Source organism: Desulfobaculum sp. SPO524 (genome assembly GCF_044987625.1).
Classification (GTDB): domain Bacteria; phylum Desulfobacterota; class Desulfovibrionia; order Desulfovibrionales; family Desulfovibrionaceae; genus Desulfobaculum.
In genome coordinates, this window is the sequence record NZ_JBJDSB010000001.1 from 1,192,207 (window position 1) to 1,216,375 (window position 24,169).

A 24,169-nucleotide genomic window follows, 5' to 3' on the forward strand; every position below is an offset into this window, starting at 1 on the left:
TTTTACATAACCTTTTTGATTATATCAAGTATTTTTGCTGGACAGCCCCTTTATGTCACACAGAACAGCGCCACCCTTCAGTCATCCGGCTCCGCAGGCCTCCCGGACCAGAATTTGGCCGGTATTCCTGCCCTTTGCCGGATGTCCGTTCCGCTGCACCTACTGCGCGCAAAACACCCTGACGGGCCAGGCGCAGAGTCCACTACACACACTATACGACAATCTCGCGGCTGGACTCAACCGGGCATTGAAAAAAAAGACAAAATCTCTGGAACTGGCCTTCTTCGGTGGCACGTTCACCGCCCTGCCGGAGCCATGGCCGGAGCGCTTTCTTGGCCTTGCGCGGGAGTTCCGAGACGCCGGGCTGATTACGCGCGTGCGCTGCTCCACCCGCCCGGACTGCATCACGAAGTCTATGCTCGCCCGCCTCAAGGCCCTTGGGCTGGACATGGTGGAGCTTGGCATCCAGAGCTTTGACGCCGCATCCCTTGCCGCCTCACAGCGCGGCTACACGCCGCAGGTGGCCCAAAACGCCTGCCGCATGGTCACGGACGCCGGGCTTGCCCTTGGCGTGCAGCTTATGCCCGGCCTGCCGGGCAACACGCCGGACGCCTTTGGGCGGGACATCGACGTGGCCTGCGCCCTGCGCCCGGAAGTGGCGCGGCTGTACCCCTGCGTTGTGCTGCGGGATACGCCCCTTGCCGCCACGTGGCGTGACGGCGGCTACTCGCCGTGGCCGCTGGAGACCACTGTCGCCGCCCTTGGCGCGGGTCTGCTGCGCCTGTGGGAGCACGGCGTGCACGTTATCCGCATCGGCCTTGCTCCCGAGCACGACCTCCACTCCGCCATCCTTGACGGCCCGTGGCACCCGGCCATGGGGCAACTGGTGCGCTCCGAGGCGCTCTTTCACGCCATAGCCGCCCGCGTGGCGGCCATGACGCCCCCGCCAAACCGCCTCACATGCCCCGAGCGCTTCCGCAGCGACCTTCTTGGACACAAGGGGCGCATGACGGAGCGCTACGCCGCCATAGGCCTGCCGCGCGATGCCATCACCTTCCACGGGGGCGATACCTTCCGCCTTGAGTCCGCACCCTCCCCTTCCGCATAAAAAAGCCCCCGTCCACTCTGGGTGAACGGGGGCTTTCCACAATTCGTTGTCGTCCTCGTCTGGCGCACGCGGCGAGCCAATCAAAAAAACACGCGCGCCGCAGGAGCGGTGCTCTCGGACGAGGGGGCGTTCTCTGCACGCGAGAGAGCACTGTGCGCAAATGCGCCGCAGGCCGCTTTTCGTCAGCCTCTGCGCTACGCTCCGGTGGGCGCGTCCAGATAGGTGACGCCCTCGGCCACAATGCGCACAGGGCCATCAATCCACGCAAGGCTCGGCGCGCCCTGCCCATCCAGCAAAACCATGGCCGTGATGGTGCTGCCGCTGGGCTGACGCGCCCGGAGCTGTGAAGCGCCGCGCTCATGGGCCATAAGCATCGCCAGCGCGACCGTGCCGGAGCCACACGCGGTTTCCACGTGCGTGGTGGCCGTCTCGCGCACCCAGACCACGGGGGTGATGGCGTACTCGTCGCCCACCGCCGAATACCACACGCAGCCCACCGCCGGGCCATCCAGTCCAAGGTCCTCACGGTAGGACGCGCACGCCGCCACCGGGTCCTCCGGAAAGGGATGCATCGCCGCGTCAAGGAGCACGTGGGAAATGCCATCCAGATGCACCACGGCGCAGCCGTCGTCGTGGCTGTGTAGGCAATCGCTCATGCCCTCAAGGGGCATCTCCACCGCCGCCGTGCCCATCGCCGTATCCACGCGCACCTCAAGGGGCGCGTCCACGCCGGAGACGCCAAGGGTGCCCGTGGCCTCGTCCGCGTGGGCGCTAAAAGCCGGATGGCCCTGCCGCACCAGCAGATAGGCCGCGCTGCGCGCGGCATTGCCGCAAAACTCGCCGCCCATCATCTCAAGGTGCGGCTCACTGCCGCAGGACAAATAGCCCACCTGCTCCGCTCCCAGATGGAGCGGGTCCATAAGGCGCGAAGCAAGCGCCGCGCGCTCTCGCGCGGTCATCTCCGGCGGGTCGAGGAGAAGAATGGTGGTGTTGCCACCGGGACTGACTTTGACGAAACGGTACGAAGATGCGGTCATGGCGGCGTGTGGCGGGGTTTACAAAAGCCGTGAGAACCAGCCGGGCTGCGCGGCAAGGCAGGCCAGCGCATCGGCAAGGGCGGCTTCCGTGTGGGGTTCAAAGGTCACGCTGGGGCGCAGGTCCTGCTGCTCCAGCGCGGCAAACAGCCGGTCAAAAGGAATCGTTCCGCGCCCGATGCCACTGTGCTGGTCGCCGGAGCCGTCGTTGTCGTGCAGATGCAAATGGCGGATATGCGGCCCCAGAACGTCCAGCCAGTGTTCAAGGTCATCCTGCGCCGCGCCGCCGCCAAAGCTATGCCAGTGCCCGACATCAAAGCACACGCCCACCTCGGGGTGGTCTATGGCGCGGACAAGGGCGGCCAGGGTGTCCGGGGCGCTTTCAAAAACATTCTCAAGGCACAGGGGAGGATGCTCCGGCCATGCGGCGAGGGTCGTCCGCCACGTCTCCACGGAGTGCTCCAGCCACGCCTCGTACAGCCCGTTGTAGAGCCGCGTGGAGTACATGGCATGCCCCACCATATGCCGGGGGGCATACTGGGCGGCAATCTCCAGCGCCTGCGCAAGACGCGTGCGCGTGGCCCCGGCAATGAGCGCGTCCGGACTGCCGGGATGCAAATCATGAAACGGCAGGTGCACGCCGCAGGTCAGCCCGGCATCGCGCAGGCGCGCGGCGGTCTGCCTGTGCCACGACATGGGCAGCGTCTCAATGGCGACCGCGTCAATGCCCAGCTCCGGATGCAAGCCTTTGTCCAAGAACAAAGCCAGATACCGCTCGTCCGCCGCCGCATAGGACAGCGGCAAATTCACGTAAAACGGCATTACGGCATGGCTCCCAATAGGTTTACGGCCTGCAGGGACGGTACATCGCCAAGCAGGGTCATATGCCCCACTTCGCGGAACGTGGTGGCCTGCCGCAGGGTCAAGGTCAGGCTCTGTCCGCGTACAAGGGATACGCGCCCATTCCACGGCACGCGCTCCTCATCCACGGTGGCGATAAGCTTGTCGCGCTTGCCATTGCTCCAGATGTCCGTGAGCTCGTAATTGCCTGCGGGAAGGCGCATCAGGTTGCCGGGGTGCCATGGCACCAGATGCCGTCGGCCATCATTTCCGCGCAGAACCACGGCGTTGATGCGCCGGGGGCGGATATTCAGATAAAATTCCGCGCGCTTTTTGCCCTCGGTCTCGCGGACCACGCGGCAGCGCGTCAGGCCGTCCTCATGCTCCACAAAGCGGCCAAGGAAGATATCCGGGTCAAGGATGATTTCCTGGCCCATATCCTGCCCGCTGTTGTAGCCGCGCTGGGAGACATAGCCCTTGAAATTGAGCACCTCTTCCTTGGGCGGACGCACGCCGCCCCACACGCCTTCAATAACAAACTGGTCCCCGTCCACCGTCTCCAGCGTTTCGCCCGCCGGAACAAAGTGCAGCTTTTTATTAAGCCAGCACACAAACAGCGTACGCCCCGGTCGCGGAGGCGCGCCGCGCCCGGCAACGGCTACGGCATCCGGGCACGCCACCGTGACCTCGCTCAGGCGCTTGCCGTCGGCGCGCACATCAAGCGAAGAAATGGGGGTCAACGCAAGGCGCGGAGTCTCAAGGATGTTCACGCCCGGACGGTCCGAGGCAAACACCGCCGGAGCGGGCTCCCACTCGGGATTGTCGTCCGCCGGGGCCGGTTCGGCCTCAATGCGCGACCCCTGCGGCACCGTCAGCGTCAGCGTGCCGCCGGGGACAACCTTGCGGCCGTTGACCTTCACAAGGCCCGCCTTGCGCGCGTAGCGGTCGATTTCCGCTTCGGTAACGCGCGGCAGGGTCATGTGTACGCCATACTGCTCCAGCACCAGCGACGTGGCCCGAAGCTGCTGGATAACCTTCCAGCCCACCTGAATGATGTCCTTGCTGACCTCAATGGCCAGCGCAGGGATGCCCACATCCTTGAGGGCGTGGTAGGTCAACGACTTACGCTGCTCCGGGTGGGTGGTGTTGTTGGCGAAGGTATTGGTGTTGAACAGCGTAAAGCGGTAATCCGGCACGATGGTGGCGTTGAGTTCCGTCAGCACATTGTTGGCCACCTTGGCAAGATTGATGCGGTTCTGAAACACCGGGGTGTCGATGATGATGGACTGCCCATAGCGCTTGGGGTTGCGCAGGACGTCTTCGTAGGTGGGGCGGTAGAATCCCGACCCTTCGTGCAGGTGAATGAGCGCGTCGGAGCGCGAGAGCAGATAGCGGATAACCCGCGCGAGGCGGTCTTCGTAGAAGGTGTTGTAGTCTTTGTCGAAGCGCCGGTTCAGGTCCACGTTAATTTGGCGTTTGCGCACGTGCACCGTGGGCACATTGGCCCGAGGCACAATAAGCAGGGTGCCGTTATCAACCTTGGCGCGGGTGAGGATTTGCGCGGTCAGATAGCCCGCAGCTTCGTCGCCCTGAATGCCGCCCTGCACCATCACCGTGGGGCCGGGGGCCTTGCCGCGCAGGACGTGCACGGTCAGCGGATACTGCGTCCCGCTAAAAAATGTATGCGACTCGGCGTGCGCCAGCGAGGCACACACCACAACAAGCAGCAGACTAAGAACGAATGTACGACAGCGGATACGTCTCACTGAACAGCGTCTGCCCCGACGAATTCTTAATGCTCAGGCGAATGCCGAACACCTTTGCCATCGAGGTCTTGCCCGGAATGTTGAAGGCGGTCTGAATCTTCTTAAACCGCTGGATCTGGAATTCCAGATCGTCCTTATTCACCTTGGGGCGCAGTTCGTTGCCGTCCGTAGTCAGAAGCGACACCCCCACCACGCCCGAAATGGACCCGGAGGAGATGAGGTTGTTCAGGTTAAAGGAAATCCTGATTTTGCTTCCGGCCACCTTGGCCTGCAGGTTGTCCACGCCCACCTGCTGCAGGTCCACGCGCTTAAAAAGCCGGCGCAGGTCCACAGGCGGCTTGGCGGGCTTGGGCGGCGTTTTTTCGCCGGAGGACACCGTCCCCAGCAGCGCCTGCAGCTCTTCGGGATCGTTGGACTTGAGGATGCTGTCGATGTTCTGCAGCCGCTCCAGTTCAATGCGTGCGTCGCGCAGTTCGCGCTGGGTGGAGGCCAACTGTTCCTTGAGGTCGGCATTCTCGGTCCAGAAGGTGAATCCGGCCCAGCCGCCGGCCGCGGCTACCACGCACAATATGAGCAGCAGATAGACAAAGGTCTTCAGCCACAGCGGACTCAGGCGATAGCGCCGCACGGGACTGTTGTCCCGCATCATCAGCACATTGTACTTGGCGTTGCTCATTTACAGATGTCTCCAGTCTTCACGGACAATCTTCCAACCGCCAGCAAAGGGGGCAAAGACGAGGGTCTTGCGGCCATAGTCGCTGTAGCCGCTGGTGGCGGCGTAATCCTGGCGGAAGGTGACGGCAATGCCGTCCGCGGCGATGGCGTAGCGGACATCATCAAGCGCAACGCGCTCGGGCGCGGAGCGGGACCAGACGTCCTTCTTGTGCTGGACAATGGCGCGCAGACCGGCGCGGCCGTCCTGCGTGGCGTCCTCGTCATAGAACGCGCGGTAGGCATCAAGATCGCCCTTTTCCCACGCGGCCCGCCATGCGTCCACAAGAGGCTCCACCGCCTTGCGGGAGTCGGCAAGGTAGGCGTCGTTGAGGGTGGTGGGCGTGCGGAGCCATTCGCGGCCCACAATGCGCAGTTCACCAGCCTCGTCATACTGCCAGTACAGGCGCTTGATGCCCTCCGTCACCACGGTGGGCGTGCGGTAATACTGGCGGAAATAGGTCACCCAGTAGTCCGGTCCGGGCAGCACGCGGATGTCGTCCACCATCACCCGAATCCACGGATAGATGGCAAACAGGCGCTCCTTGCGGCTTTTGAAGGCGGCAAAGTTCTTGCCCTGCGACCTCGTAAAGCGCTCCGGGTGATAGAACGCGAAAAAGGCGTCGGACTTCGTCTCCCACGCATGCGCCCAGCCCCGCACCTTGCTCACAAGGGCGTCAATGGTCTGATCCATTTCGGACGGCGTGGTGGGCATGCCCTCGCTCACGCGCATGGTGGTGGTGATGGCCACAGGCAGCCCCGGCGCAATCTCGTCCTGCACGGTGTGCAGGTCCGAGTCGGACAGGGCCACACAGCCCTGCGTGTCACGCGGGGTCAGCGGCTTGCCACGTCCATGAATCCAAATGCCATAGCCCGTTTTGCCCTTGAGCTTATCCACAGGGTTCGGGAAATTGAGCGTAAACGCTTGGTCCCCGTACAATTCGTAGTTCAGGCCCCCCTGCAGGTGGCGTTCCACGAAATAGATGCCCTCCGGGGTGCGCAGGTCGCCCTGACGCAGTTTATCCCCTTTGCGCTGGCCTGTGGTGCACGGCAGGTTGCGCACCTGCCGCAGCGGGCTGTGCTGCGTATACAGAAAGAATTTCTGCGCCGTTTTGTCGATGGCCAGAAACTTCTGGGGCAAATTGGGATGACTATCCAGAGTGGCGTTCCACCCGGAGGCCCAGGACGTACCAACCATGCACAGGATGGTCGCGAGTGTGATGATGCTGATGCGTCGGTTCACTAGGTCTCTACTTGTAGTTCTGCCAGTCGAACGCCACCCGGCCGGCCGGACCCGAGACCATAAGGCGCACCGGGCCCGCTGACAGGGGCTCGAAGCGGATAAAATAATACTTCTGCCAACGAGTGTGATGGGGGAAGAATGCCGCCAGCCGCTCGGAGGACCAGTCCTCTTCCTGCAGGGGGCGTACTTCCTGTGGCAGAACGGTTCTGCCGTCATTTTGCACGGTAATGCGCCACGTTTTGAGCCGCGGCGCAAGGCGCGTCAGTTCGCGCTTGGCGCCAGAAACGGCCACGATGAACGTTGTTTCGCGCTCATGGGCACGCATCTGGTCGTCCAGAAAGTCCTGCTGCTCCTGTGGGGTCAGACCATAGACCTCGCCATAGCGCTGGGCGTAGGCCTCGCGCCAATCGCTGGACGCAAGGGTCGCCACGGCGGTGAACTCGGCATTCACCCCGTCGTACAAGGTCTGGGAGCGCGACCACGTCCGCGTTGCGGCAACGTAGGGGTCGTTCAGGTCCGGCCACAGAAAGTCAACAGCCTGCCGACCCTCGACGCTACACGCGCCAAGGGTCAAGCAGGTGACAATCAATAAAAGGAGCTGTTTAGTCCTTGCCCGCATCGAGCAGTTCTCTCCGGGTGAAGATGGAAGTCAGTTCCAACCCGGCTTCTCTCAGGTTCTCCCTGCCGCCTTCCTCTCGGTCCAGCACGCAGATGACGCCAGCAATGTCCAGCCCTGCGTCGCGCACGCGCTCGCAGGCTTTGACAAGGGTGCCACCTGTGGTCACCACATCTTCAAGCAGGACGACCTTGGCGCCCTTTTCAAAGTTGGCCATACCTTCAAGGTACTGATTCGTGCCGTGGCCTTTGGACTTTTTGCGGACGATAAAGCCGGGAAGCGGACGACCTTCCACATAGGAGACAACGGTAACCGCGCTGATAAGCGGGTCCGCGCCAAGTGTCATGCCGCCCACGCCATCAATATCATACTCTTTCAGCAATTCCAAAAACAGCTTACCGATAAGCCATGAGCCCTCCGAATGCAATGCAGTCTGCTTGCAGTCGAAGTAATAGTCGCTCTTCTTGCCGGAGGTGAGCGTTACCTCGCCCTCCATGTAGGACTTCTCCAGCAGGATTTTGGCCAGTCGTTTTTTCAGATCATTCATGGCTTACTTGAACACCCTGTTAAAAATGAGGTCTTCATGACGAAGGTAATAGCCGTGGTCAAAGATTTCGTCCAGTTTTTCAGCGCTCAGGCGCGACGAAATCTCGGCATCCTTCCGGGCCTCTTCCGGGAACTGGAGCTGCTCGTTCCAGCAGCGCATGGCCACGCCCTGCACCATTTCGTAGGCCTTCTGGCGCTCAAGACCGGTCTCGATAAGGGCAAGAAGCACCCGCTGCGAGAAGTACAGCCCATAGGACGCGCGCAGATTGCGGTCCATGTTGTGGCCGTTGACCTTGAGGTTGGCGATGAGGCCGCTCAGGCGGTTCAGCACGTAGTTGGCGAGGATGGTGGAGTCCGGCATAATCACGCGCTCCACGGAGGAGTGGGAGATGTCGCGCTCGTGCCACAGGGCCATGTTTTCCATGCTGGCCATAGCGTTGGTGCGCATCAGGCGGGACAGGCCGGTGAGGTTCTCCGCGGAGATGGGGTTCTTTTTATGCGGCATGGCGGAGGAGCCTTTCTGCCCCTTGCTGAAGCCTTCCTCGACTTCCAGCACCTCGGTGCGCTGCAGGTGGCGCAGCTCCACGCACAGGCGCTCCACGCCGCCAGCCAGCAGGGCAATGGCGGTGAAGAAAGCCGCGTGGCGGTCGCGCTGAATAATCTGGGTGGAAATGGGATCCACATCCAGACCCAGCAGCTCGCAGGTCACCTGCTCCAGCTCCGGAGTCAGGTGGGCATAGGTGCCCACAGCGCCAGAAATCTTGCCGACGCTCACGCCCTTCCATGCATCAAGGAAGCGCTGCTGATGGCGCTTAAATTCGGCGTAGAAGCCCGCCATCTTCAGGCCAAAGCTGGTGGGCTCGGCATGCACGCCGTGGGTGCGGCCCATGGCGAGGCGGCCCTTGTTGTCATTGGCCAGCGTCTTGAGGGTTTCCAGCAGGCGCTCAATGTCCCTCGCGATGATCGCACCGGCGCGGGACAGCAGGACGCCGTTGGCGGTGTCCACAATGTCCGAAGACGTGCAGCCCAGATGGATAAAGCGGCTGGAGGGGCCGACCTTTTCCTCAACGGCGGTCAAAAAGGCGATGACGTCGTGCTTGGTGCGCTCCTCAATTTCGAGGATGCGGTCCAGCTCAAAGTCCGCCTTGTCGCGGATGATCTTCATGTCCTCTTCTGGGACGACACCGAGGCGGCACCACGCCTCGCACACGGCAATCTCCACTTCCAGCCAGACCCTGAACTTGTTTTCAAGAGTCCACAGGTTCCCCATCTCGGGGCGGGTGTAGCGTTCGATCATTGCACGATTTCCGGATGTTAGATGGTGGTCGGACCGGCAGGAGGCCGGGATTCCGCAAAAAAAAAGGCAGCCAAATAGCTGCCTAGCGCCGCGGCTACGCCTGCGGCGAAGATTGCTCGGCCTTGCTCGGGGCAGAGTCCTTCTTGGCTGGTTCAGTCGAAGAAGAGTCCTTACCGCCGGCAACGTCGGATTTGGCGCTGCCGTGGCTGCCGCCCTGGCAATAGTCGGTCACATACCAACCGCTGCCCTTCAGGACAAAGCTGGTATTGGAGATGAGTCGCTGCGACGCGCCGCCGCAGACGGGACAGGGCACTTCCTTGTCGTCGAAGTTGCGCTGCCACTCCTCGAAAACTTGTTTACAGTCGTTACAACGATACTCGTAGATTGGCATTGAAATCACCTCATGCGGTCGTCTGGTATGGTGTCCAGTCGGTAAGTACGCCGCGCAAGGTTGTCAAGATTTCGCCCGTTGAAAAATACAGCGAGCAAGCGCTGGACGGGGCAGCCTGAGGTGGCGCCCCGCCCGGCAACCGCGCGGAAATGTGCTACTTCTTTGCAGAAGCCTTCGCTTCCTTGATGCGGGTCTTGATGCGATCGGCCTTGCGCTTACGCTTGCGGTCGAGTTCCTTCTTCCGCTCGTGCTTCTTATGAGCCATTATGGATTCCTCCCTTTCATGTCGATTTGAAAACAAGAGTGTTGCTCTACCCGCAAAACAGGGAGCTTGTAAAGTCCTGGGGGCCCCGCTGTGTGGGCCTACCCCGGTCAAAGGGCGGCCACTACGCCTCACGCGGAAAGCTCTTTCCCCATATTACAGGAAAATAGCGCAAACATGCCGTGGGCGCAAGTTTTCCACGCGTTGCCCCGCCGTGCAATGCTGCGGGGGTGCGTCCTCACATGCCGCCGGCCAAGCGGCGCGGTCATTCGGCGGGCCTTCAGGGTCGGATGGGGCCGCCAGACGTCCGGCCCCATACACTCTCATCGGCAGGGGGAGCGGTTCTCCATACCTAGCAGCACACGATTTTTGCCAGAGGCCCGGGCTTTAATGCGCAGGCAAACACGTCCGTCCCCACGCTCAGCCCCTTCACTTCCTCATAGCCCTGCTCCAGCAGGTACACATAAGCCATGGCCGCGCGGAACATGGTGGCGCAAAACGGCACAATGAACTTGTCCCTAGGCACCTCGTCCAGCCTGTCGGGCAATTCATTAATGGGAATGTGCTTGGCAAAGGGAAACGTCAGGCACCCCACTTCCTCGTCCGCGCGCACATCCAAAAAGAAAAAGTGGTCGTTCTTGATAACCTTAAGCGCTTCGTCCACACCCATGCCGTACTGTCCGGTGGCAAAGAATTCAAAATCCATTTCCTTGAGCAAACTTCCAAGCGAATCCATCCCGTCCTCCTAAGGATTGCAACGGCCAGCCCCTCCGGCATCAGCGCCGTAGCGGCGAAGACCATCTGTCTCAACACGTTCCCCGTCATAGCGCGCTGCGGACTAAATGTCACTTGTTCATCCAATAAAACCAGACGATTATCCGCTTTATGAACACAATGAACATCCCAAGCCACAACCCAATGCACCGCCGCACAGCCACACCGCAGGGCGCGCCTCCGCCTCTTCCATCCCCCTGATGTGCCTCAGAAAGTCCCGCCAGAAGCCGCACTTCATGCGTGCGGCGCATCAGCGCCTTGCGCCGAGCGCAATCTTGATGGTACGTGGGCACAGCCGACCGCATGGTTGGAGCACAACATTCAATTCCTTTGTGGTATCCTCTACAGCATGACAAACATCCGACTGAAAAAAGGCAGGGAGAAATCCCTGCTACGCTGGCACCCCTGGGTCTTCTCCGGGGCAATAAAGACAATCGACGGCCATCCCGCTCCCGGTGAGACCGTTCGCGTCGAATCCCAAAACGGCGACTTTCTTGGCTACGGCTCATGGTCGCCCAAATCGCAAATCCAAATCCGCATCCTCAGCTTCACGGAATCCGACACCATCGACGACGCGTTCTTTCATGAGCGCCTCAAGGCCGCAGCCGCCCTGCGCCGCGAGCCGGGGTCCGATATTCCAGAACGCGCCTGCCGCATCGTCAACGCGGAAAGCGACGGCCTGCCCGGCGTCATCATTGACCGCTACGGCGACTTTGCCGTGTGTCAGTTTCTCACCACGGGCGCGGAATACTGGAAGCACAGCATTGCCGCATCCCTTATGGACATTCTGCCCGGCCTGCAGGGCGTGTACGAACGCTCCGACGCCGACGTGCGCGGCAGCAAGGAAGGCCTCAAGGGCGACTCCGGCGTACTCACCGGCGAAGAGCCGCCAGAGTTGGTGGAGATCGATGAGCTGGGCGTCAAGTTCCTTGTGGACGTGCGCCACGGGCACAAGACGGGCTTCTACCTCGACCAGCGCGAAAACCGCCGCCTTGTGGGCGCCCACAGCGCCGGGCGCGACGTGCTGAACTGTTTCTGCTTTACCGGCGGATTCGGAGTGTGGGCCCTTGCCGGTGGCGCAAAAAGCGTCATCAACATCGACACCTCCGGTGCTGCGCTGGATATGGCGCGCCGCAATACCGAGGTGAACGGCCTCAATATGGACAAAGCCGAATTCATGGAAGCCGACGTCTTCAAAGCACTACGCCGCTTCCGCAAGGAAGGCCGCACCTTCGACGTCATCGTGCTCGATCCGCCCAAATTCGTGGACTCGCGCCGCTCCCTGAAGCAGGCCTGCCGTGGCTACAAGGACATCAACCTGATTGCCTTCCACCTGCTGCGCCCCGGTGGCACCCTGTTCACCTACTCCTGCTCCGGACTCATGGAGTCGGACCTGTTCCAGAAAATCGTTGCCGGCGCCGCCCTCGATGCAGGTCGCAAAGCGCAAATCATCCGCCGCATCGGCCAGGCTCCCGACCATCCCGCGGCTCTGAGCTTCCCGGAAAGCCGCTACCTCAAGGGCTTCACCGTCCGCGTCGAGTAGCCCCGCTCCGGCCATACGCACCACCAATACCCCCGGTTCAGCTGGAACCGGGGGTATTTTATGTTCTCAAGCCCAAGCGGACCCTACACAGCCTCGCCCTCACCCAGAACGCCTCGCAGAGAGCTTATAGCGGCCCATGACTCGGAAGGATGTATAGTAGCTTTGTACACCCCGGAACATGGGTAACAGTTCTGCCTGGGAACAGAGGGAACAGGTTCTGGCGGTACAGGTTACCTCCTAGGGCCGCCCTCCCCCCTGCTCACACCAGAAACGAAGCCGCGACATCTGCCCCGCCACCGGCTCCCTCTTTTCGCTCCACACCCACAACCCAACACGCAACTCCGCCCCCGCACCAACCACAGACGCCATCTTTCCCCAGAACCAAGCCCACACGCCTTGGAGTCCCTGTAGCCAGCAGTTGTTCCCAATGTTCATTACCTTACTATATCTTTGAAATACTTCAGTATTTTATGAACATACTCAACGACACGCGTCTCAAACCTCCAAAACCCGCCACTCCCCACACCCACTTTTTTTACCCAAGACGGAAAAAGACACTTGCCAGCCACCAGAAAATACGGCATACACCCGTTCTCCGGGCGGATAACGCCGCCCCCCCCCGTGCCGAAGTGGTGGAATTGGTAGACACGCTATCTTGAGGGGGTAGTGGCCGAAAGGCCGTGGGAGTTCGAGTCTCCCCTTCGGCACCATATGAAAGCAGAAAGGGCTTCAACCAACAGGTTGAAGCCCTTTTTCTTTTTTGTTCTGAAGCGAACGCTTCATTCAGTGTGATTCACTCTCATACTCTCGTCTATTCGCCAAACACACGTACGAAATTCTTCCCATCAACAGACACATACAGTCCAACCACATCGGCGACTCCTGGAATATTAACGGGAACAGTCCACGCTCCGGTCTCCTTATCGCTCCACTCGCTACGTGAAAACACATGAGGGACGCATGCAAACCGTTCTAGCACCCCCAAACTCAGATAATTTTTTTGCAAAACAGCATTATTCATTATCGATACTAGCCCCTCGGGCACGGGACGATATGCAGCATTCTGAGTTAAGGTAAGAACTGTCAGTTCCTGAACCAAAGAATTGGGATAAAGGACCAGCCAATCGTACATAAACGTCTCGTTTGACCCTGCCTGAAATTTCGGAACAAAGAAAGCAGAGGCATTAATGCGTGGTAAGACGACCTGCTCACCTCGCTCCACATTTGATTCAACCAACTTAACCTTGGGTAGCTCAGACCGAACACTTTTTAGATTATACGTTTTGCAAATATCCTTTGCGGGCCAAGTTGAAGCACTCCTCGGGATACCATCACCAAAGCTCGCCGGATAGACAATATCTGACAACGCCGAAACCTGAACGTCCCTGCCTTCAGAAGAAGAAAGTATTTCATACCTTCGACTTTGTTCAACTCCGTATAGCCCAGTTCTCCCGGAAAAAACATTCATCGCTGTTGTTTGAAAGTTAGGAGACATAAGAAAACAAATCAAAATCAACGCACACGGAATGTCTACTGGGATTTTACTTATCATTACCTTTGACCCTTTAAGCAGTATTAAAAAAGTCCATAGCAAAAGATAAGAGACTAACAGTGCCACATTTGCTGAAAGTTTTGATTTTTCTCCAATTGTTATATCACTTAACGCGTGCAAAAAAACAATTGAAAGAGTCAGAGACATAATTGAAATAACGGCCAAAACAAAAGATGGCATTTTTTTAACTGTGATATCTCGACACATCGTTTTCATTATAAAAACACCAATCAACAAAATGACAAGTATATTCAAGCAGTCGAACGCCCAGAACCCATAAGAAATCCAATCAGAAAACAAGTTTCCTAAATTCTCAAAAATATCCTCAATTCCAACTGAGCGCTTAGTTTGACGTCTAAAGTTACCTCGTGCGCAGAATGACAACAAGAAGAAGAATACAATCCATTTGAAGACCAGGAAAAACACCTTTTTCTTTTCTCTTTTAACATACAGAGCAAAAAACAAAGATATTACAGAGATCAAAAGGACTGCTAAACCAGAATGTTCATACGACCCAATCGCCAGAGCCCCAGATGACACGGACAATATAACATCTTTGCTTGTCCAATGAGACAAATTCCACAGCCGCAATTGAGACCAAATGAAGGTCAGAACAAAACCGCTTCCTATCCCTATACCTAAAGAATCCGTAGCCAGATAATAGACTTTATCCAGCGCCATATGACTCGTTAACAAAGCCGAAAGGCAGAGTATTGAACCAAGGAGCGAGAGCAACTTGTCTTTCCTACATGACAACTCATTCAATATCCCAAAGAAGGACACAAAATAGATTAATAGTACCCCCATCGTTATCGAAAAGTATCCGACACTAGTCAAAACACCTTTTGCAAAGAACGTTACAAAAAAATGATGTGTAAAGCGTCCACTCCACACCCACCAACTCCACCCCATACGCTCAATTGCTTTGTATATATCAAAAATATATCTCGCTTGATGGGCTCTCTCAAAGTCATCCCAATAAGGGAATGAAAAATATGCTGAAAATATAAATGGGAAAATAATTAGCATACCAACTAAACACCACAGCAAATAACGAATAATACGGACTGTGTTACTCATTTTAATTACCTGTATAATATTTTATTAAATGTTACGCCATCACGAGAAACATAGACACCCACAACATCCGCAGCGCCCGGAACATTAACAGGCACAACCCATGCCCCAGAGGTTTCGTCCTGCCAACTCGTCCCCGTAAATGTCCGGCGCACACCAGCCAACTGTTCAATGCCACCCATTTCAAAACTGTCTTTTGCAAGGACGACGTCGTTCATTATATTTGTAAGCCACTCTGGAACGGGGCGATCCTCTGTATTCTTTGTTACGGTAAAAACAGACAGAGTCTGGATAGGTGTCTCCGGCTTAAATACAAGCCAATCAAACAGATACGATTCATTGGGACCAGCTTGTACACGTGGAACATATTCGACGTACTGAGCTTCCTCCAGAGGCTTGCTCGCGATCTGCTCGAGCACTTTTTCCTTTTGAGGCTGAACAGACTGTAAGCCCTTGAGTCCATACATCTTTCGGATTTGTTTGTTCGGCCATTGCGACGCATGAGAAGGAATTGGATCGCCAAAGCTTGTGGCGGGATATGCTGTCGTAAACAAAGGGCACACTGAAACGCTCTCCCCCTGATGGGCCAACAACACGTCAAACCGTCTTGCCTGTTCTGCCCCAAAGAGAGCCGTCGTTCCGGACACGGCATCAATCCATGTTCTCTGCATATTTGGGCTTAAAACCAAAATAAGGACAACAAGAGCAAGGGCTCCCCCTTTCGAGAGCCAACCCAAGTATTTCTGAAGCGACTCGCGGCACCCCAAGGCAACGCCAACCATAACGTACGCACTAAGGAGCCCAACGCTTGCTGGCAGTTTTGAGGCCTCGCCAATCGTAACGTCGCTCATGGCATGAACAAGAACAATCGCTCCTGACACACCAATAAAGACAACAAGGCCGCCACCCAACACCCAAATCAGAGACCACCGCCTCTGGAATGACTGCCCCCACGTCGCGGGACAGATGCGAGCCAAAAGTACCGCCATGACGGGAAACACACTGCCAAACCCAATGAATGAATACTTAAACCAATCAATCCCTGCATGCTGTACATTGACAAGCATCTCCTCAAAACTCACGGAACGCTTTGTCTGCCTGCGAAAATTACCTCGGGCGAGAAACGACAACAGGAAGAAGAAGAGAATCCACTTCGCAATCTTCCAAAACACGGCCTTGTGCTTATGGTCATACGCAAAAGCTAGCGCTGCTCCTGTACATCCGGTGATAAATATAGCGACAGCAGCATGCTCATAGCATCCAATCCCAATACCTCCAGATGCTACTGCGAACACAACATCACGCTTTTCTACATGAGGACAAAACCAAATTCTTGTCAGACTCCAAATAAAAATCAGCACAATCCCATTACCGATGCCAAGGCCCAACGCATCTGTAACCAGATAATACGTCGCATTAAGATTCTCGTGCCCGGCAAAGAAGGTCAGCATTCCCACTAAAGCAAGTACGAACGGCGTGGAATACTCTCGCCTTCCCGTCAACTCTCGGAATATTCCAAACATCCCAAGAAAATAGACACCCATCACTCCAAGGCAGACAGCAGCATATCCAAGGCGAGACCACACCGCATCGCCAAAGAAGATTACCAAAAAGTGGTGCGTGTAACGCCCGCTCCACACCCACCACGACCAGCCCATACTTTCGACAGCTTTATATACGTCGAAAAGATAGCGGGCTGTATTGGCTCTATCGAAATCATCCCCACCCGGGAATGTAAAAAAAGCTGAATAAACAAATGGTAAAACAAGGACGCCAAAAGGAAGGCACCACTTCCAGCTCAGTCTCATAACTATCCCATGAAATTGTTATTGTTCTTGCACCGTATTTTAACGCCCTTTTTCAAAAAGAGCTTTCAGCCCATACACTGCTCCCATACGCCCTGTCTATTTTCAATCAACAGCCAGATATCACCACAGACCACACCGCACCCTGTTCCTTTTGTTCACATCTTATTTAGTCAGCTGTAATTATTCATTATTTTATGAACAAACAAACCTCCACCTCATCCCCACGCTTGCAGGGGCCGTGCTGCGCGTGTATGCCTGCTGGTGACGGTTTTAGCCCTGTATGTCTCACTATACGAGGAGTTGCCATATGGATGAGAGCACGAAAAGCTACGAAGAGAGCATTGCTTCCGATATTTTCAATATGATTCAGTCCGCTAAAGAAAGCGGGTTGGACGTTGATGATGGGTTTCAGAATGAGCCGTTTTCTACCTCGGCCATTACTGTTCGCTACCTCTTCTACCCCAAACAGCATTTGCTCCAGATTCCTGGCATGCCCCAGAGCCTGCGGAGCAAGATTCAGACGGCCAATATTCTTGCGCAGGTTGAGGTTGATAAGAAAATCGCCGGAATTCACCTGATTTGGGCTTCCCCAAAGCGCTTTGCCGATATTACCTCCGAGCAGGACGCCCTGGCGTGTATCGACTCCAAAGGGTTGACCGCCTACAAAGACCACGTCGCCCAGGCCCTGCGCGATGACCTCGCCAAAGCAACCGCCGCAGCAGAAGCCGCGTCAAACACCAAACAGTAGCCAAACGCCCGCAGCAAACGGTCATTCGGCAATTTTTTTGAAAATATGGCCAATTTGGACTTGCCAAAGTCCGGCCAGCAAGTTTATACAGCCTTCTCCCGTGCCGAAGTGGTGGAATTGGTAGACACGCTAGGTTCAGGGTCTAGTGAGCGTTCGCTCGTGGGAGTTCGACTCTCCCCTTCGGCACCACCTTTTGGTGCTTCAGGCTTCGGTTCCACCCCGAAGCCTTTTTTTTGCTCCGCAGGCTTTAGGTCTTAGATCGTTCGGCCTAAAAGGACGAAGGGACATAGAAATAAAAAGAGCCTCCGGCGGCTCAAGGGTGTGACACCCTTGAGAATCCCCAGGATTTTCGGGCGGAAGCCGCCCGAAAATAGCCTCCCTCACACAGGGATTCTCACCGCCCTCGCCACAGCACTCAGCCCCCCAATAAATTCTCCAAACGCAAGAGCCCCACAGGGGTCCCAAGCAGCCCCATCTACGCGCACCCGTCATGACCGCTCTCGGGATTCTCAAGGGCGGAGTCCTTGAGCCATCGGAGATAAAATCTTCCGACCGCGTTCCCTCCACGCCATAGCCCCTTCTCACCCCAAGGCCTCCCGCCGCCTTGCAGCACAGCACCATTTTTTCAACCACGATTTCTTGTGCCCTTTTTCAGGAGTGTGATAGCGTTACGCAAACAGTATCCATACTGCACATGGCATCAAACGCACTCTGCCCCGGTGAAGGAGGACTGCAATGCCTGACCTGCGCATCTGGAGTGACAGGCAACTTGCTCGCCTGAAAGAGGACATGGACCGCCTCTTCGAGAGTTTCTGCACGGACCTTGGCATCCCGGACATCTCCTGCTTGCATGATGACGGAATGGTTATGCGCAAGAGCCCGGAACGGCTGCTGATAACCTTGCCCCTGCCGGGGTTTTCCATTGAGGACATTGACATCACGCTGACGGGCACGCTGCTTGGCATCTCTGCGCACAAGCACACCGGCCAGCACACGACCACGACGCATCGCAAGATGCGCCTGCCGTACGAGGTGGACACCGAGGCGGTAAACGCGTCCTTTGTAGACGGCGTTTTAACCGTAACCCTTGTCCGCCGCACTCCGGACACAGCCAAACGCATCACCATTTCCGATTCCTAACCGCCACGGAGGTTCGCATGGCTTCGAAAACGCACTCCCTGCATGTGCCGACCGACCAACTGCGCTGGACCTTGGCGCCAAAATCGCTGCCCTTTTCCTCCACGGCGGACCTTGAGCCGCATCAGGATATTATTGGGCAAAAGCGCGGCGTGGAGGCCTTTCGGTTCGGCATGGGTATGACGAAAAAGGGCTACAATATCTTTGTCACCGGCGCGTCGGGCAGTGGACGCTTAGCCACGGTAAAAAAGCTGCTGAAGGAACTCTCCCGCAAGGACGAGCCGCCGGAGGACCTGTGCTACGTCAACGACTTTAAACGGCAGGAAGCCCCTCTTCTGCTCCAGTTTCAGGCGGGCAAGGGGGCGCAGTTCAAAAAGGCGGTTGAGGAGTTTTTGGACACCCTGAAGCGCGACCTGCCACAGCTCTTTGAGAGCGAAGAATACATCGCGCGGAAAAACGCCATCCACGAGGCGCACGAAAAAAAGGTCCGCGAGTTCTACAAGGACGTTGAGGACAAGGTGAAGGACACGGACCTTGTGGTCGTGAATATGCAGATGGGCCCGGTCCAGCGCCCGGACATCCTGCCGCTTGTGGACGGCGAACCCAAGCGGCTGGTCGAGCTTGAGGAAATGGTGGAAAATGGACGCTTTCCCAAAAAGGAATTTGAAAGCTTGAAGGAGCGGCGCGCCAAGCTCAAAGAGGAGCTGGACTTCATCGTGCAGCAAGTGCGCGGCCTGCAAAAGGATGTGTCGCGAAAGCATGACGAGGTGGACCGGCTGATGTTCATGACGCTGGCGCAGGACCTGCTGAAGCCAGTGAAGGAAGAATTTCCGGGCGAAAAAGTGGACGCGTATTGCGAAGCCATGCTGGAACATATGGCCTCACGGCTGGACGAACTGCGCATGATTGGCGCCAAGGCGCCGCAGGGCGCGCCGCCCATTCCGATGATGGCCGCGCCCTCGCCGGACGTACTGCTGCGGCCGTACAAGGTGAACCTGCTGGTGGATAACAGCGAGCTGGAAGGGCCGCCGGTGATTATTGAATCCTACCCGACCTACCGGAACCTCTTTGGGTCCATTGAGCGCATTATGGAACCGGGCGGCGGCTGGCGGACAGACTTTACGAAAATCAAGGCAGGATCGTTCATTAAGGCCAACGGGGGCTACCTTGTCATCAACCTGCTGGACGCGATTATGGAGCCGGGCGTGTGGCAGACGCTGAAACGCTCGCTCAAGACCGAAGAAATCGAAATCCAAACCTACGACCCGTACTACTTCCTGACGGCAACGGGCCTCAAGCCTGAACCCATTCCCATGAACGTAAAGGTCGTTGTCCTTGGGGATGCGCGCATCTATTCGCTGCTGCGCTACTACGACGAGGACATGGAGAAAATCTTCAAAGTCCGGGCGGATTACGAGTCCTCAATGGACCGCTCGGAGGACACCATCCTGCAGGTGGCGCGGTTTATCCGCTCCGAGCAGGAAAAGGAAGGCCTGCGGCACTTCGATGCGTCCGGCGTGTGCCGCATTATGGAGCAGGCCGTGCGCATGGCGGGACGACAGGAAAAGATGAGTACGGCGTTTCCGGTGCTTGCGGACCTGCTGGCGGAAGCGAACTTCTTTGCGCAGGAGGCTGAGGCAGATCAGGTTACGGCGGAGCACGTGGACGCGGCGCTCAGCGCCAAAATCTACCGCACCAACCAAATTGAAGAGCGCTTGCAGGAAATGATCGACCGCGGGTCCATCTTCGTGGACACCTCGGGAAAAGCTGTGGGGCAGGTGAACGGCCTCGCGGTGTACTCCATGGGCGATTATATGTTCGGCAAGCCCTCGCGCATCACGGCGGTAACGTCCCTTGGGCGCGACGGCATTATCAACATCGAACGGGAAGCCAAACTCTCGGGTCCAACGCACAACAAGGGCATGCTGATTCTGTCCGGGTACCTGCGGCATACCTTTGCGCAGAACAAACCCCTGTCACTCACCGCCTCCATCACCTTCGAGCAATCGTATGGCGGCATCGACGGGGATTCGGCGTCCAGCACGGAGCTCTACGCCCTGCTCTCCAGCCTGTCGGGCAAACCCCTGCGGCAGGATATTGCGGTGACCGGCTCCGTGAACCAACGCGGCGAGGTGCAGCCCATTGGCGGCGTGAATGAAAAAATTGAAGGCTTCTACCTGTGCTGCAAGCACGCGGGGCTGACCGGGGAACAAGGCGTGATGATCCCCCGCGCCAACGTGAAGGACCTGATGCTGCGCCCGGACGTTGTGGAGGCCATCGACAAGGGCGACTTCCACGTCTGGGCCGTTGAGAACATTGACGAAGGCATCGAACTGCTGACGGGCACAAGCGCCGGAAAACGCAAAAAAGACGGCACCTACCCCAAAACCACCATCTACGGCCTTGTGGACGCCAAACTGCGCGAGTTGGCCGAAGAACTACAAAAATTCGGCAAGGACGACGAGGACAACGACAAAGGCAAATCCCGCACCAAAAAAGACCCACCCGAATCCCCCGATGACCCCGGAGGGCCGGGGAACGGATAAAGGGAAGGGGACGCACAACGAAAAAAGGCTTCCAGCATAATGCTGGAAGCCTTACTTTCTTGAGTGGTGCCGAAGGGGAGAGTCGAACTCCCACGAGCGAACGCTCACTAGACCCTGAACCTAGCGTGTCTACCAATTCCACCACTTCGGCACTCGGTGGACGGCCTGTATAGCTTGGGGGCGCGGGGTTTTGCAAGTACTTTTTTTACGTTTCTTTTTGTCCATTTTTTCGGGCAGTTATAAAACTGCTTTCTTCACAGATGTTTCACGGCTTGAACGACATGCTGATTTGGGGTAGCACATGCCCTCATCATATCCCTAGACTCAAAAGGCATCACCCACATGATCGTCATCCGCAACATAGAGGACATCCGAGACAGCCTGCGTGGCGCGTGCGTCACCATTGGCAACTTTGACGGGGTCCACAAGGGGCATCAGAAGCTACTGGCCAGAACGCGCGACAAAGCGCGGGCAAACCATCAGGAATCTGTCGCCATTACCTTTGATCCGCATCCCCTGCGGGTTCTCACCGCAACGAACACCCCGCCGTTTATCACCCTTCTGGACCAAAAGCTCCAGCTCATCAGCGACATGGGCATTGAACTGTGCGTGGTTTTGGAATTCACCCGCGACATGGCGGCGCTGGATCCGGAAAGCTTTGTGCACACCTACCTCGTGGACGGCCTGAATACGCAGGAACTCGTCATCGGCTACGACTACGCCTTTGGCAAGGGCCGCAAGGGCAACTACGAGATGCTCACCGCCCTTGGGCATAAGTACGGCTTTGGCGTGGAGCGCGTTGGCCCCTATATGCACGGCGACGCCATCGTCAGCTCCACCCGCATCCGCGACCTCGTCCAAGCCGGAAATGTGTGGGACGCACGCCCGCTGCTGGGACGCTTCTATACCGTGACCGGCACCGTCCAGCACGGCGCCAACCGCGGCGGCCGCCTGCTGGGCTTTCCTACCGCGAACCTGAAACTGGTGGACGAACTCTCCCCTGGGCTTGGCGTGTACGCGTGCTGGGCCATGGTGGGCGGCGTAACGCGCCCGGCTGTGGCCAATATCGGCTACAATCCCACCTTTGGGAACGACGCGGTTTCCGTTGAGGTCCACATTATGGACATTGAAGAAGACCTGTACGGCAAGGACCTGACAGTCAGCTTTGTCCAGCGTCTGCGCTCGGAAAAGAAATTCGACGACCTGCAGCAGCTCATGGACCAAATCTCACACGACATCAACCTGGCGCGGACCATCCTTGCCAGCTCCGAGGCGCAAATGTAAGCCATGTTTACCAAAACAATAAAAACGCTCTACTCCATGTTCCATGGCCAGACCATGCGCTGGATAGGTCTTTCACTGGGCGTGGGCGTCTTTTCAGGGCTTGCCGCCGTACTCTTCTTTACGGGCGTGGAATATCTGAAATTCGTCTTCATCCATCAGTTTGCGGGATTTACCCTTCCCGGCCCCGCGGGTGAAGAGATATTCCACGGCCCGGCCGGTGCCTTCCGGCCTTGGCTTATCCCCATCATGACCACTGCGGTGGGTCTTGCGTCCGGCTGGCTCATCATGCGCTTTATCCCGGACTCCGTTGGCGGCGGCACCGACGGCACCGACGCCACCATCAACGCCTTCCACAACAAGGAAGGGAAAATCCCTCCCCTTGTGGGCCTTATCAAAGGTGTCACCGCGATGTTCACCATCGTTACCGGTGGCAGCGCCGGCCGCGAAGGTCCCATCTCGCAAATGGGCGCGACCATTGGCTGCTATATCGCGGATAAATTCAAGCTGACGACAAAGGAGCGCCGCATCATGCTGCTTGCAGGTGCGGCGGGCGGCCTCGGCGCGATTTTCCGCGCACCCCTTGGCGGCGCACTCACCGCCATTGAAGTCATCTACAAGGAAGACTTTGAATCAGAGGCCGTTCTGCCTGCCGTTATCTCCTCTGTTATCGCCTATTCCCTGTTTTCCCTCTTCTTCGGCACAACGCCCATCTTCGGCATCCCCGAGTTCCACTTCACCAACGCGCTGGAACTGCCCTTTTACGTGCTGATGGCTTTTTTCTGCTCCTTCACCGGATGGTTTTACATCCGCACTTTTGAATTCATCAAATTCAAGGTCTTTGAGCCGCTCTCCCTTAAGCTGGGCCTGATGTGGGCCATGGGCCTTGGCGGGTTGGCCATGGGCCTTTTGGGCATGACATTCCCGCAGCTGCTCACCGGCGGCTACGGCTGGCTGGAACTCGCCATCAAGGGCGAGCTGGCCGTATCCATCATGCTGGCCATCCTTGTGGGCAAGACCCTTGCCACGTCCGTGACCATCGGTTCGGGCATGAGCGGCGGCATGTTCGCCCCGGCCCTGTTTGTTGGCGGCATGAGCGGCGGCTTTATCGGCTTTTTGTCCAACAAGTACTTCCCGGATATTGTCACCCAGCCCGGCGGCTACGTGCTGGTGGGCATGGCGGCCTTCTTTGCTGGTGTGGCCAATGCCCCCATCGGTCCCATGATTATGGTCTGCGAGTTGACGCAGGGCTACGGCCTGCTTGCGCCGCTGATGCTGGCCAGCGTGGTGTGCATTGTCCTCGGCAAAAAGACCTCGCTGTACGAAAATCAGGTGGAAAACAAGTTTGAGTCACCCGCGCATATTGAGGACATGACCATCAACGTCCTCGAAGGCCTGTACGTGAAGGACTACTTCCGCCCCGGCCGCGTAACCACGCTGGAGGAAGGCACCACCCTCAAGGCGCTGACGGACATCATCGTCGGCACCAACGAGCTGTACTTCCCCATCAAGAACACCGAGGGCGCCATTACGGGCATGCTGGGCATGAAGGACGTGCGCAAGGTGCTGTACGAAACCTGCCTCTTTGACCTCATCGTGGTGCGCGACCTCGCGGGCAAGCCCGCAACCCTCGTCCCCAAGGACGACCTGTACACCGCGCTGATGAAGTTCGTGGATACCGACTACGGGCAGATTCCCGTGGTACACCCGGAATCCCCGCACACAATTATTGGCATCCTGAACCGCGAAGACGTGTTCAATGCCTACAAGAACGCCATCACCATCGCCACAAGCTAGCGCACGCGCGCCAGCCCTCCCCCCACACGCAAAACGGGGCGCAGCCACATGGCCGCGCCCCGTTTTTTCTTCGTCCACCGCCAGATGGCGGC

General features: G+C 57.6%; 19 protein-coding genes and 3 tRNA genes. 9 read left to right on the forward strand and 13 right to left on the reverse strand.

The genetic code is table 11. The features are described 5' to 3' along the window. Positions 1-52: 52 nt before the first annotated feature. Positions 53-1,108 carry an elongator complex protein 3 gene (locus ACI3L3_RS05070; protein ID WP_404844004.1) on the forward strand — a complete coding sequence of 352 codons (1,056 nt, stop codon included), beginning with the start codon at positions 53-55 and terminating at the stop codon, positions 1,106-1,108. 194 nt (positions 1,109-1,302) lie between these two features. Here the strand turns inward: ACI3L3_RS05070 and ACI3L3_RS05075 are convergent, their stop codons facing one another. From ACI3L3_RS05075 to ACI3L3_RS05120, 10 genes are all read right to left on the reverse strand, one after another. Continuing rightward, the gene (locus ACI3L3_RS05075) at positions 1,303-2,145 is read right to left on the reverse strand and encodes a diaminopimelate epimerase (protein WP_404844005.1); all 843 of its coding nucleotides are present in this window, start codon (positions 2,143-2,145) and stop codon (positions 1,303-1,305) included. An 18-nt stretch (positions 2,146-2,163) separates the two neighbouring features. Beyond that, complete coding sequence (locus ACI3L3_RS05080) at positions 2,164-2,964, reverse strand: sugar phosphate isomerase/epimerase family protein (protein ID WP_404844006.1); 801 nt, start codon at positions 2,962-2,964, stop codon at positions 2,164-2,166. Further along, a complete protein-coding gene (locus ACI3L3_RS05085; protein WP_404844007.1) occupies positions 2,964-4,748 on the reverse strand; it encodes a M99 family carboxypeptidase catalytic domain-containing protein in 1,785 nt (594 codons plus the stop codon). The genes ACI3L3_RS05080 and ACI3L3_RS05085 overlap by 1 nt, the downstream gene beginning before the upstream one ends. Beyond that, a complete protein-coding gene (locus ACI3L3_RS05090) occupies positions 4,714-5,424 on the reverse strand; it encodes a hypothetical protein (protein WP_404844008.1) in 711 nt (236 codons plus the stop codon). The genes ACI3L3_RS05085 and ACI3L3_RS05090 overlap by 35 nt, the downstream gene beginning before the upstream one ends. Then, the gene (locus ACI3L3_RS05095; protein ID WP_404844009.1) at positions 5,425-6,702 is read right to left on the reverse strand and encodes a L,D-transpeptidase family protein; all 1,278 of its coding nucleotides are present in this window, start codon (positions 6,700-6,702) and stop codon (positions 5,425-5,427) included. A gap of 7 nt (positions 6,703-6,709) precedes the next feature. Next, a complete protein-coding gene (locus ACI3L3_RS05100; RefSeq protein WP_404844010.1) occupies positions 6,710-7,321 on the reverse strand; it encodes a hypothetical protein in 612 nt (203 codons plus the stop codon). Further along, positions 7,305-7,865 carry an orotate phosphoribosyltransferase gene (gene pyrE, locus ACI3L3_RS05105; protein ID WP_404844011.1) on the reverse strand — a complete coding sequence of 187 codons (561 nt, stop codon included), beginning with the start codon at positions 7,863-7,865 and terminating at the stop codon, positions 7,305-7,307. Before pyrE ends, ACI3L3_RS05100 begins: the two co-directional genes overlap by 17 nt. 3 nt (positions 7,866-7,868) lie before the next feature. After that, the gene (purB, locus tag ACI3L3_RS05110) at positions 7,869-9,161 is read right to left on the reverse strand and encodes an adenylosuccinate lyase (RefSeq protein ID WP_404844012.1); all 1,293 of its coding nucleotides are present in this window, start codon (positions 9,159-9,161) and stop codon (positions 7,869-7,871) included. A 94-nt stretch (positions 9,162-9,255) separates the two neighbouring features. Continuing rightward, positions 9,256-9,552, reverse strand: coding sequence for an FmdB family zinc ribbon protein (locus tag ACI3L3_RS05115; protein ID WP_404844013.1), 297 nt, complete (start codon positions 9,550-9,552; stop codon positions 9,256-9,258). Positions 9,553-10,166: 614 nt separating this feature from the next. Then, positions 10,167-10,550: a rhodanese-like domain-containing protein gene (locus ACI3L3_RS05120; protein ID WP_404844014.1), complete on the reverse strand. Its 384-nt coding sequence runs from the start codon at positions 10,548-10,550 to the stop codon at positions 10,167-10,169. Positions 10,551-10,937: 387 nt separating this feature from the next. On the opposite strand from ACI3L3_RS05120, the gene ACI3L3_RS05125 reads away from it, so the two are divergent. Both ACI3L3_RS05125 and ACI3L3_RS05130 read left to right on the forward strand, forming a co-directional pair. After that, a complete protein-coding gene (locus ACI3L3_RS05125) occupies positions 10,938-12,131 on the forward strand; it encodes a class I SAM-dependent rRNA methyltransferase (protein ID WP_404844015.1) in 1,194 nt (397 codons plus the stop codon). Between the two features lie 623 nt (positions 12,132-12,754). After that, a tRNA-Leu gene (locus ACI3L3_RS05130) sits at positions 12,755-12,841 on the forward strand. Between the two features lie 101 nt (positions 12,842-12,942). Here the strand turns inward: ACI3L3_RS05130 and ACI3L3_RS05135 are convergent. Further along, positions 12,943-14,763 (reverse strand): hypothetical protein, encoded by a 1,821-nt coding sequence (locus ACI3L3_RS05135; RefSeq protein WP_404844016.1) that lies wholly within the window; start codon positions 14,761-14,763, stop codon positions 12,943-12,945. A gap of 5 nt (positions 14,764-14,768) precedes the next feature. Then, positions 14,769-16,568, reverse strand: a complete 1,800-nt coding sequence (locus ACI3L3_RS05140; RefSeq protein ID WP_404844017.1) for a hypothetical protein — start codon at positions 16,566-16,568, stop codon at positions 14,769-14,771. 307 nt (positions 16,569-16,875) lie between these two features. Between ACI3L3_RS05140 and ACI3L3_RS05145 the strand changes: the two genes are divergently transcribed. The 4 genes from ACI3L3_RS05145 to ACI3L3_RS05160 all read left to right on the forward strand — a co-directional run bounded on the left by ACI3L3_RS05145 (position 16,876) and on the right by ACI3L3_RS05160 (position 20,999). Continuing rightward, a complete protein-coding gene (locus tag ACI3L3_RS05145) occupies positions 16,876-17,316 on the forward strand; it encodes a hypothetical protein (RefSeq protein ID WP_404844018.1) in 441 nt (146 codons plus the stop codon). A gap of 102 nt (positions 17,317-17,418) precedes the next feature. After that, positions 17,419-17,505, forward strand: a tRNA-Leu gene (locus ACI3L3_RS05150). A gap of 546 nt (positions 17,506-18,051) precedes the next feature. Further along, entirely contained in the window at positions 18,052-18,456 is a 405-nt protein-coding gene (locus ACI3L3_RS05155; protein WP_404844019.1) for an Hsp20/alpha crystallin family protein, read from the forward strand. 17 nt (positions 18,457-18,473) lie between these two features. After that, entirely contained in the window at positions 18,474-20,999 is a 2,526-nt protein-coding gene (locus tag ACI3L3_RS05160) for a Lon protease family protein (RefSeq protein WP_404844020.1), read from the forward strand. Between the two features lie 64 nt (positions 21,000-21,063). On the opposite strand, the gene ACI3L3_RS05165 is transcribed toward ACI3L3_RS05160, so the two are convergent. Then, positions 21,064-21,150, reverse strand: a tRNA-Leu gene (locus ACI3L3_RS05165). A gap of 191 nt (positions 21,151-21,341) precedes the next feature. Here ACI3L3_RS05165 and ACI3L3_RS05170 point away from each other — a divergent pair. Both ACI3L3_RS05170 and ACI3L3_RS05175 read left to right on the forward strand, forming a co-directional pair. Continuing rightward, positions 21,342-22,283 carry a bifunctional riboflavin kinase/FAD synthetase gene (locus ACI3L3_RS05170; protein ID WP_404844021.1) on the forward strand — a complete coding sequence of 314 codons (942 nt, stop codon included), beginning with the start codon at positions 21,342-21,344 and terminating at the stop codon, positions 22,281-22,283. A 3-nt stretch (positions 22,284-22,286) separates the two neighbouring features. Continuing rightward, positions 22,287-24,077, forward strand: a complete 1,791-nt coding sequence (locus tag ACI3L3_RS05175; RefSeq protein ID WP_404844022.1) for a chloride channel protein — start codon at positions 22,287-22,289, stop codon at positions 24,075-24,077. The last annotated feature ends 92 nt before the right edge of the window (positions 24,078-24,169 follow it).

Bases quoted from the DNA above. Each gene is read 5' to 3' on its own strand.
- ACI3L3_RS05070 (WP_404844004.1), top strand. From the start codon at position 53: ATGTCACACAGAACAGCGCCACCCTTCAGTCATCCGGCTCCGCAGGCC.
- ACI3L3_RS05075 (WP_404844005.1), bottom strand. From the start codon at position 2,145: ATGACCGCATCTTCGTACCGTTTCGTCAAAGTCAGTCCCGGTGGCAAC.
- ACI3L3_RS05080 (WP_404844006.1), bottom strand. From the start codon at position 2,964: ATGCCGTTTTACGTGAATTTGCCGCTGTCCTATGCGGCGGCGGACGAG.
- ACI3L3_RS05090 (WP_404844008.1), bottom strand. From the start codon at position 5,424: ATGAGCAACGCCAAGTACAATGTGCTGATGATGCGGGACAACAGTCCC.
- ACI3L3_RS05100 (WP_404844010.1), bottom strand. From the start codon at position 7,321: ATGCGGGCAAGGACTAAACAGCTCCTTTTATTGATTGTCACCTGCTTG.
- pyrE (WP_404844011.1), bottom strand. From the start codon at position 7,865: ATGAATGATCTGAAAAAACGACTGGCCAAAATCCTGCTGGAGAAGTCC.
- purB (WP_404844012.1), bottom strand. From the start codon at position 9,161: ATGATCGAACGCTACACCCGCCCCGAGATGGGGAACCTGTGGACTCTT.
- ACI3L3_RS05115 (WP_404844013.1), bottom strand. From the start codon at position 9,552: ATGCCAATCTACGAGTATCGTTGTAACGACTGTAAACAAGTTTTCGAG.
- ACI3L3_RS05120 (WP_404844014.1), bottom strand. From the start codon at position 10,550: ATGGATTCGCTTGGAAGTTTGCTCAAGGAAATGGATTTTGAATTCTTT.
- ACI3L3_RS05125 (WP_404844015.1), top strand. From the start codon at position 10,938: ATGACAAACATCCGACTGAAAAAAGGCAGGGAGAAATCCCTGCTACGC.
- ACI3L3_RS05135 (WP_404844016.1), bottom strand. From the start codon at position 14,763: ATGAGTAACACAGTCCGTATTATTCGTTATTTGCTGTGGTGTTTAGTT.
- ACI3L3_RS05140 (WP_404844017.1), bottom strand. From the start codon at position 16,568: ATGAGACTGAGCTGGAAGTGGTGCCTTCCTTTTGGCGTCCTTGTTTTA.
- ACI3L3_RS05145 (WP_404844018.1), top strand. From the start codon at position 16,876: ATGGATGAGAGCACGAAAAGCTACGAAGAGAGCATTGCTTCCGATATT.
- ACI3L3_RS05155 (WP_404844019.1), top strand. From the start codon at position 18,052: ATGCCTGACCTGCGCATCTGGAGTGACAGGCAACTTGCTCGCCTGAAA.
- ACI3L3_RS05160 (WP_404844020.1), top strand. From the start codon at position 18,474: ATGGCTTCGAAAACGCACTCCCTGCATGTGCCGACCGACCAACTGCGC.
- ACI3L3_RS05170 (WP_404844021.1), top strand. From the start codon at position 21,342: ATGATCGTCATCCGCAACATAGAGGACATCCGAGACAGCCTGCGTGGC.
- ACI3L3_RS05175 (WP_404844022.1), top strand. From the start codon at position 22,287: ATGTTTACCAAAACAATAAAAACGCTCTACTCCATGTTCCATGGCCAG.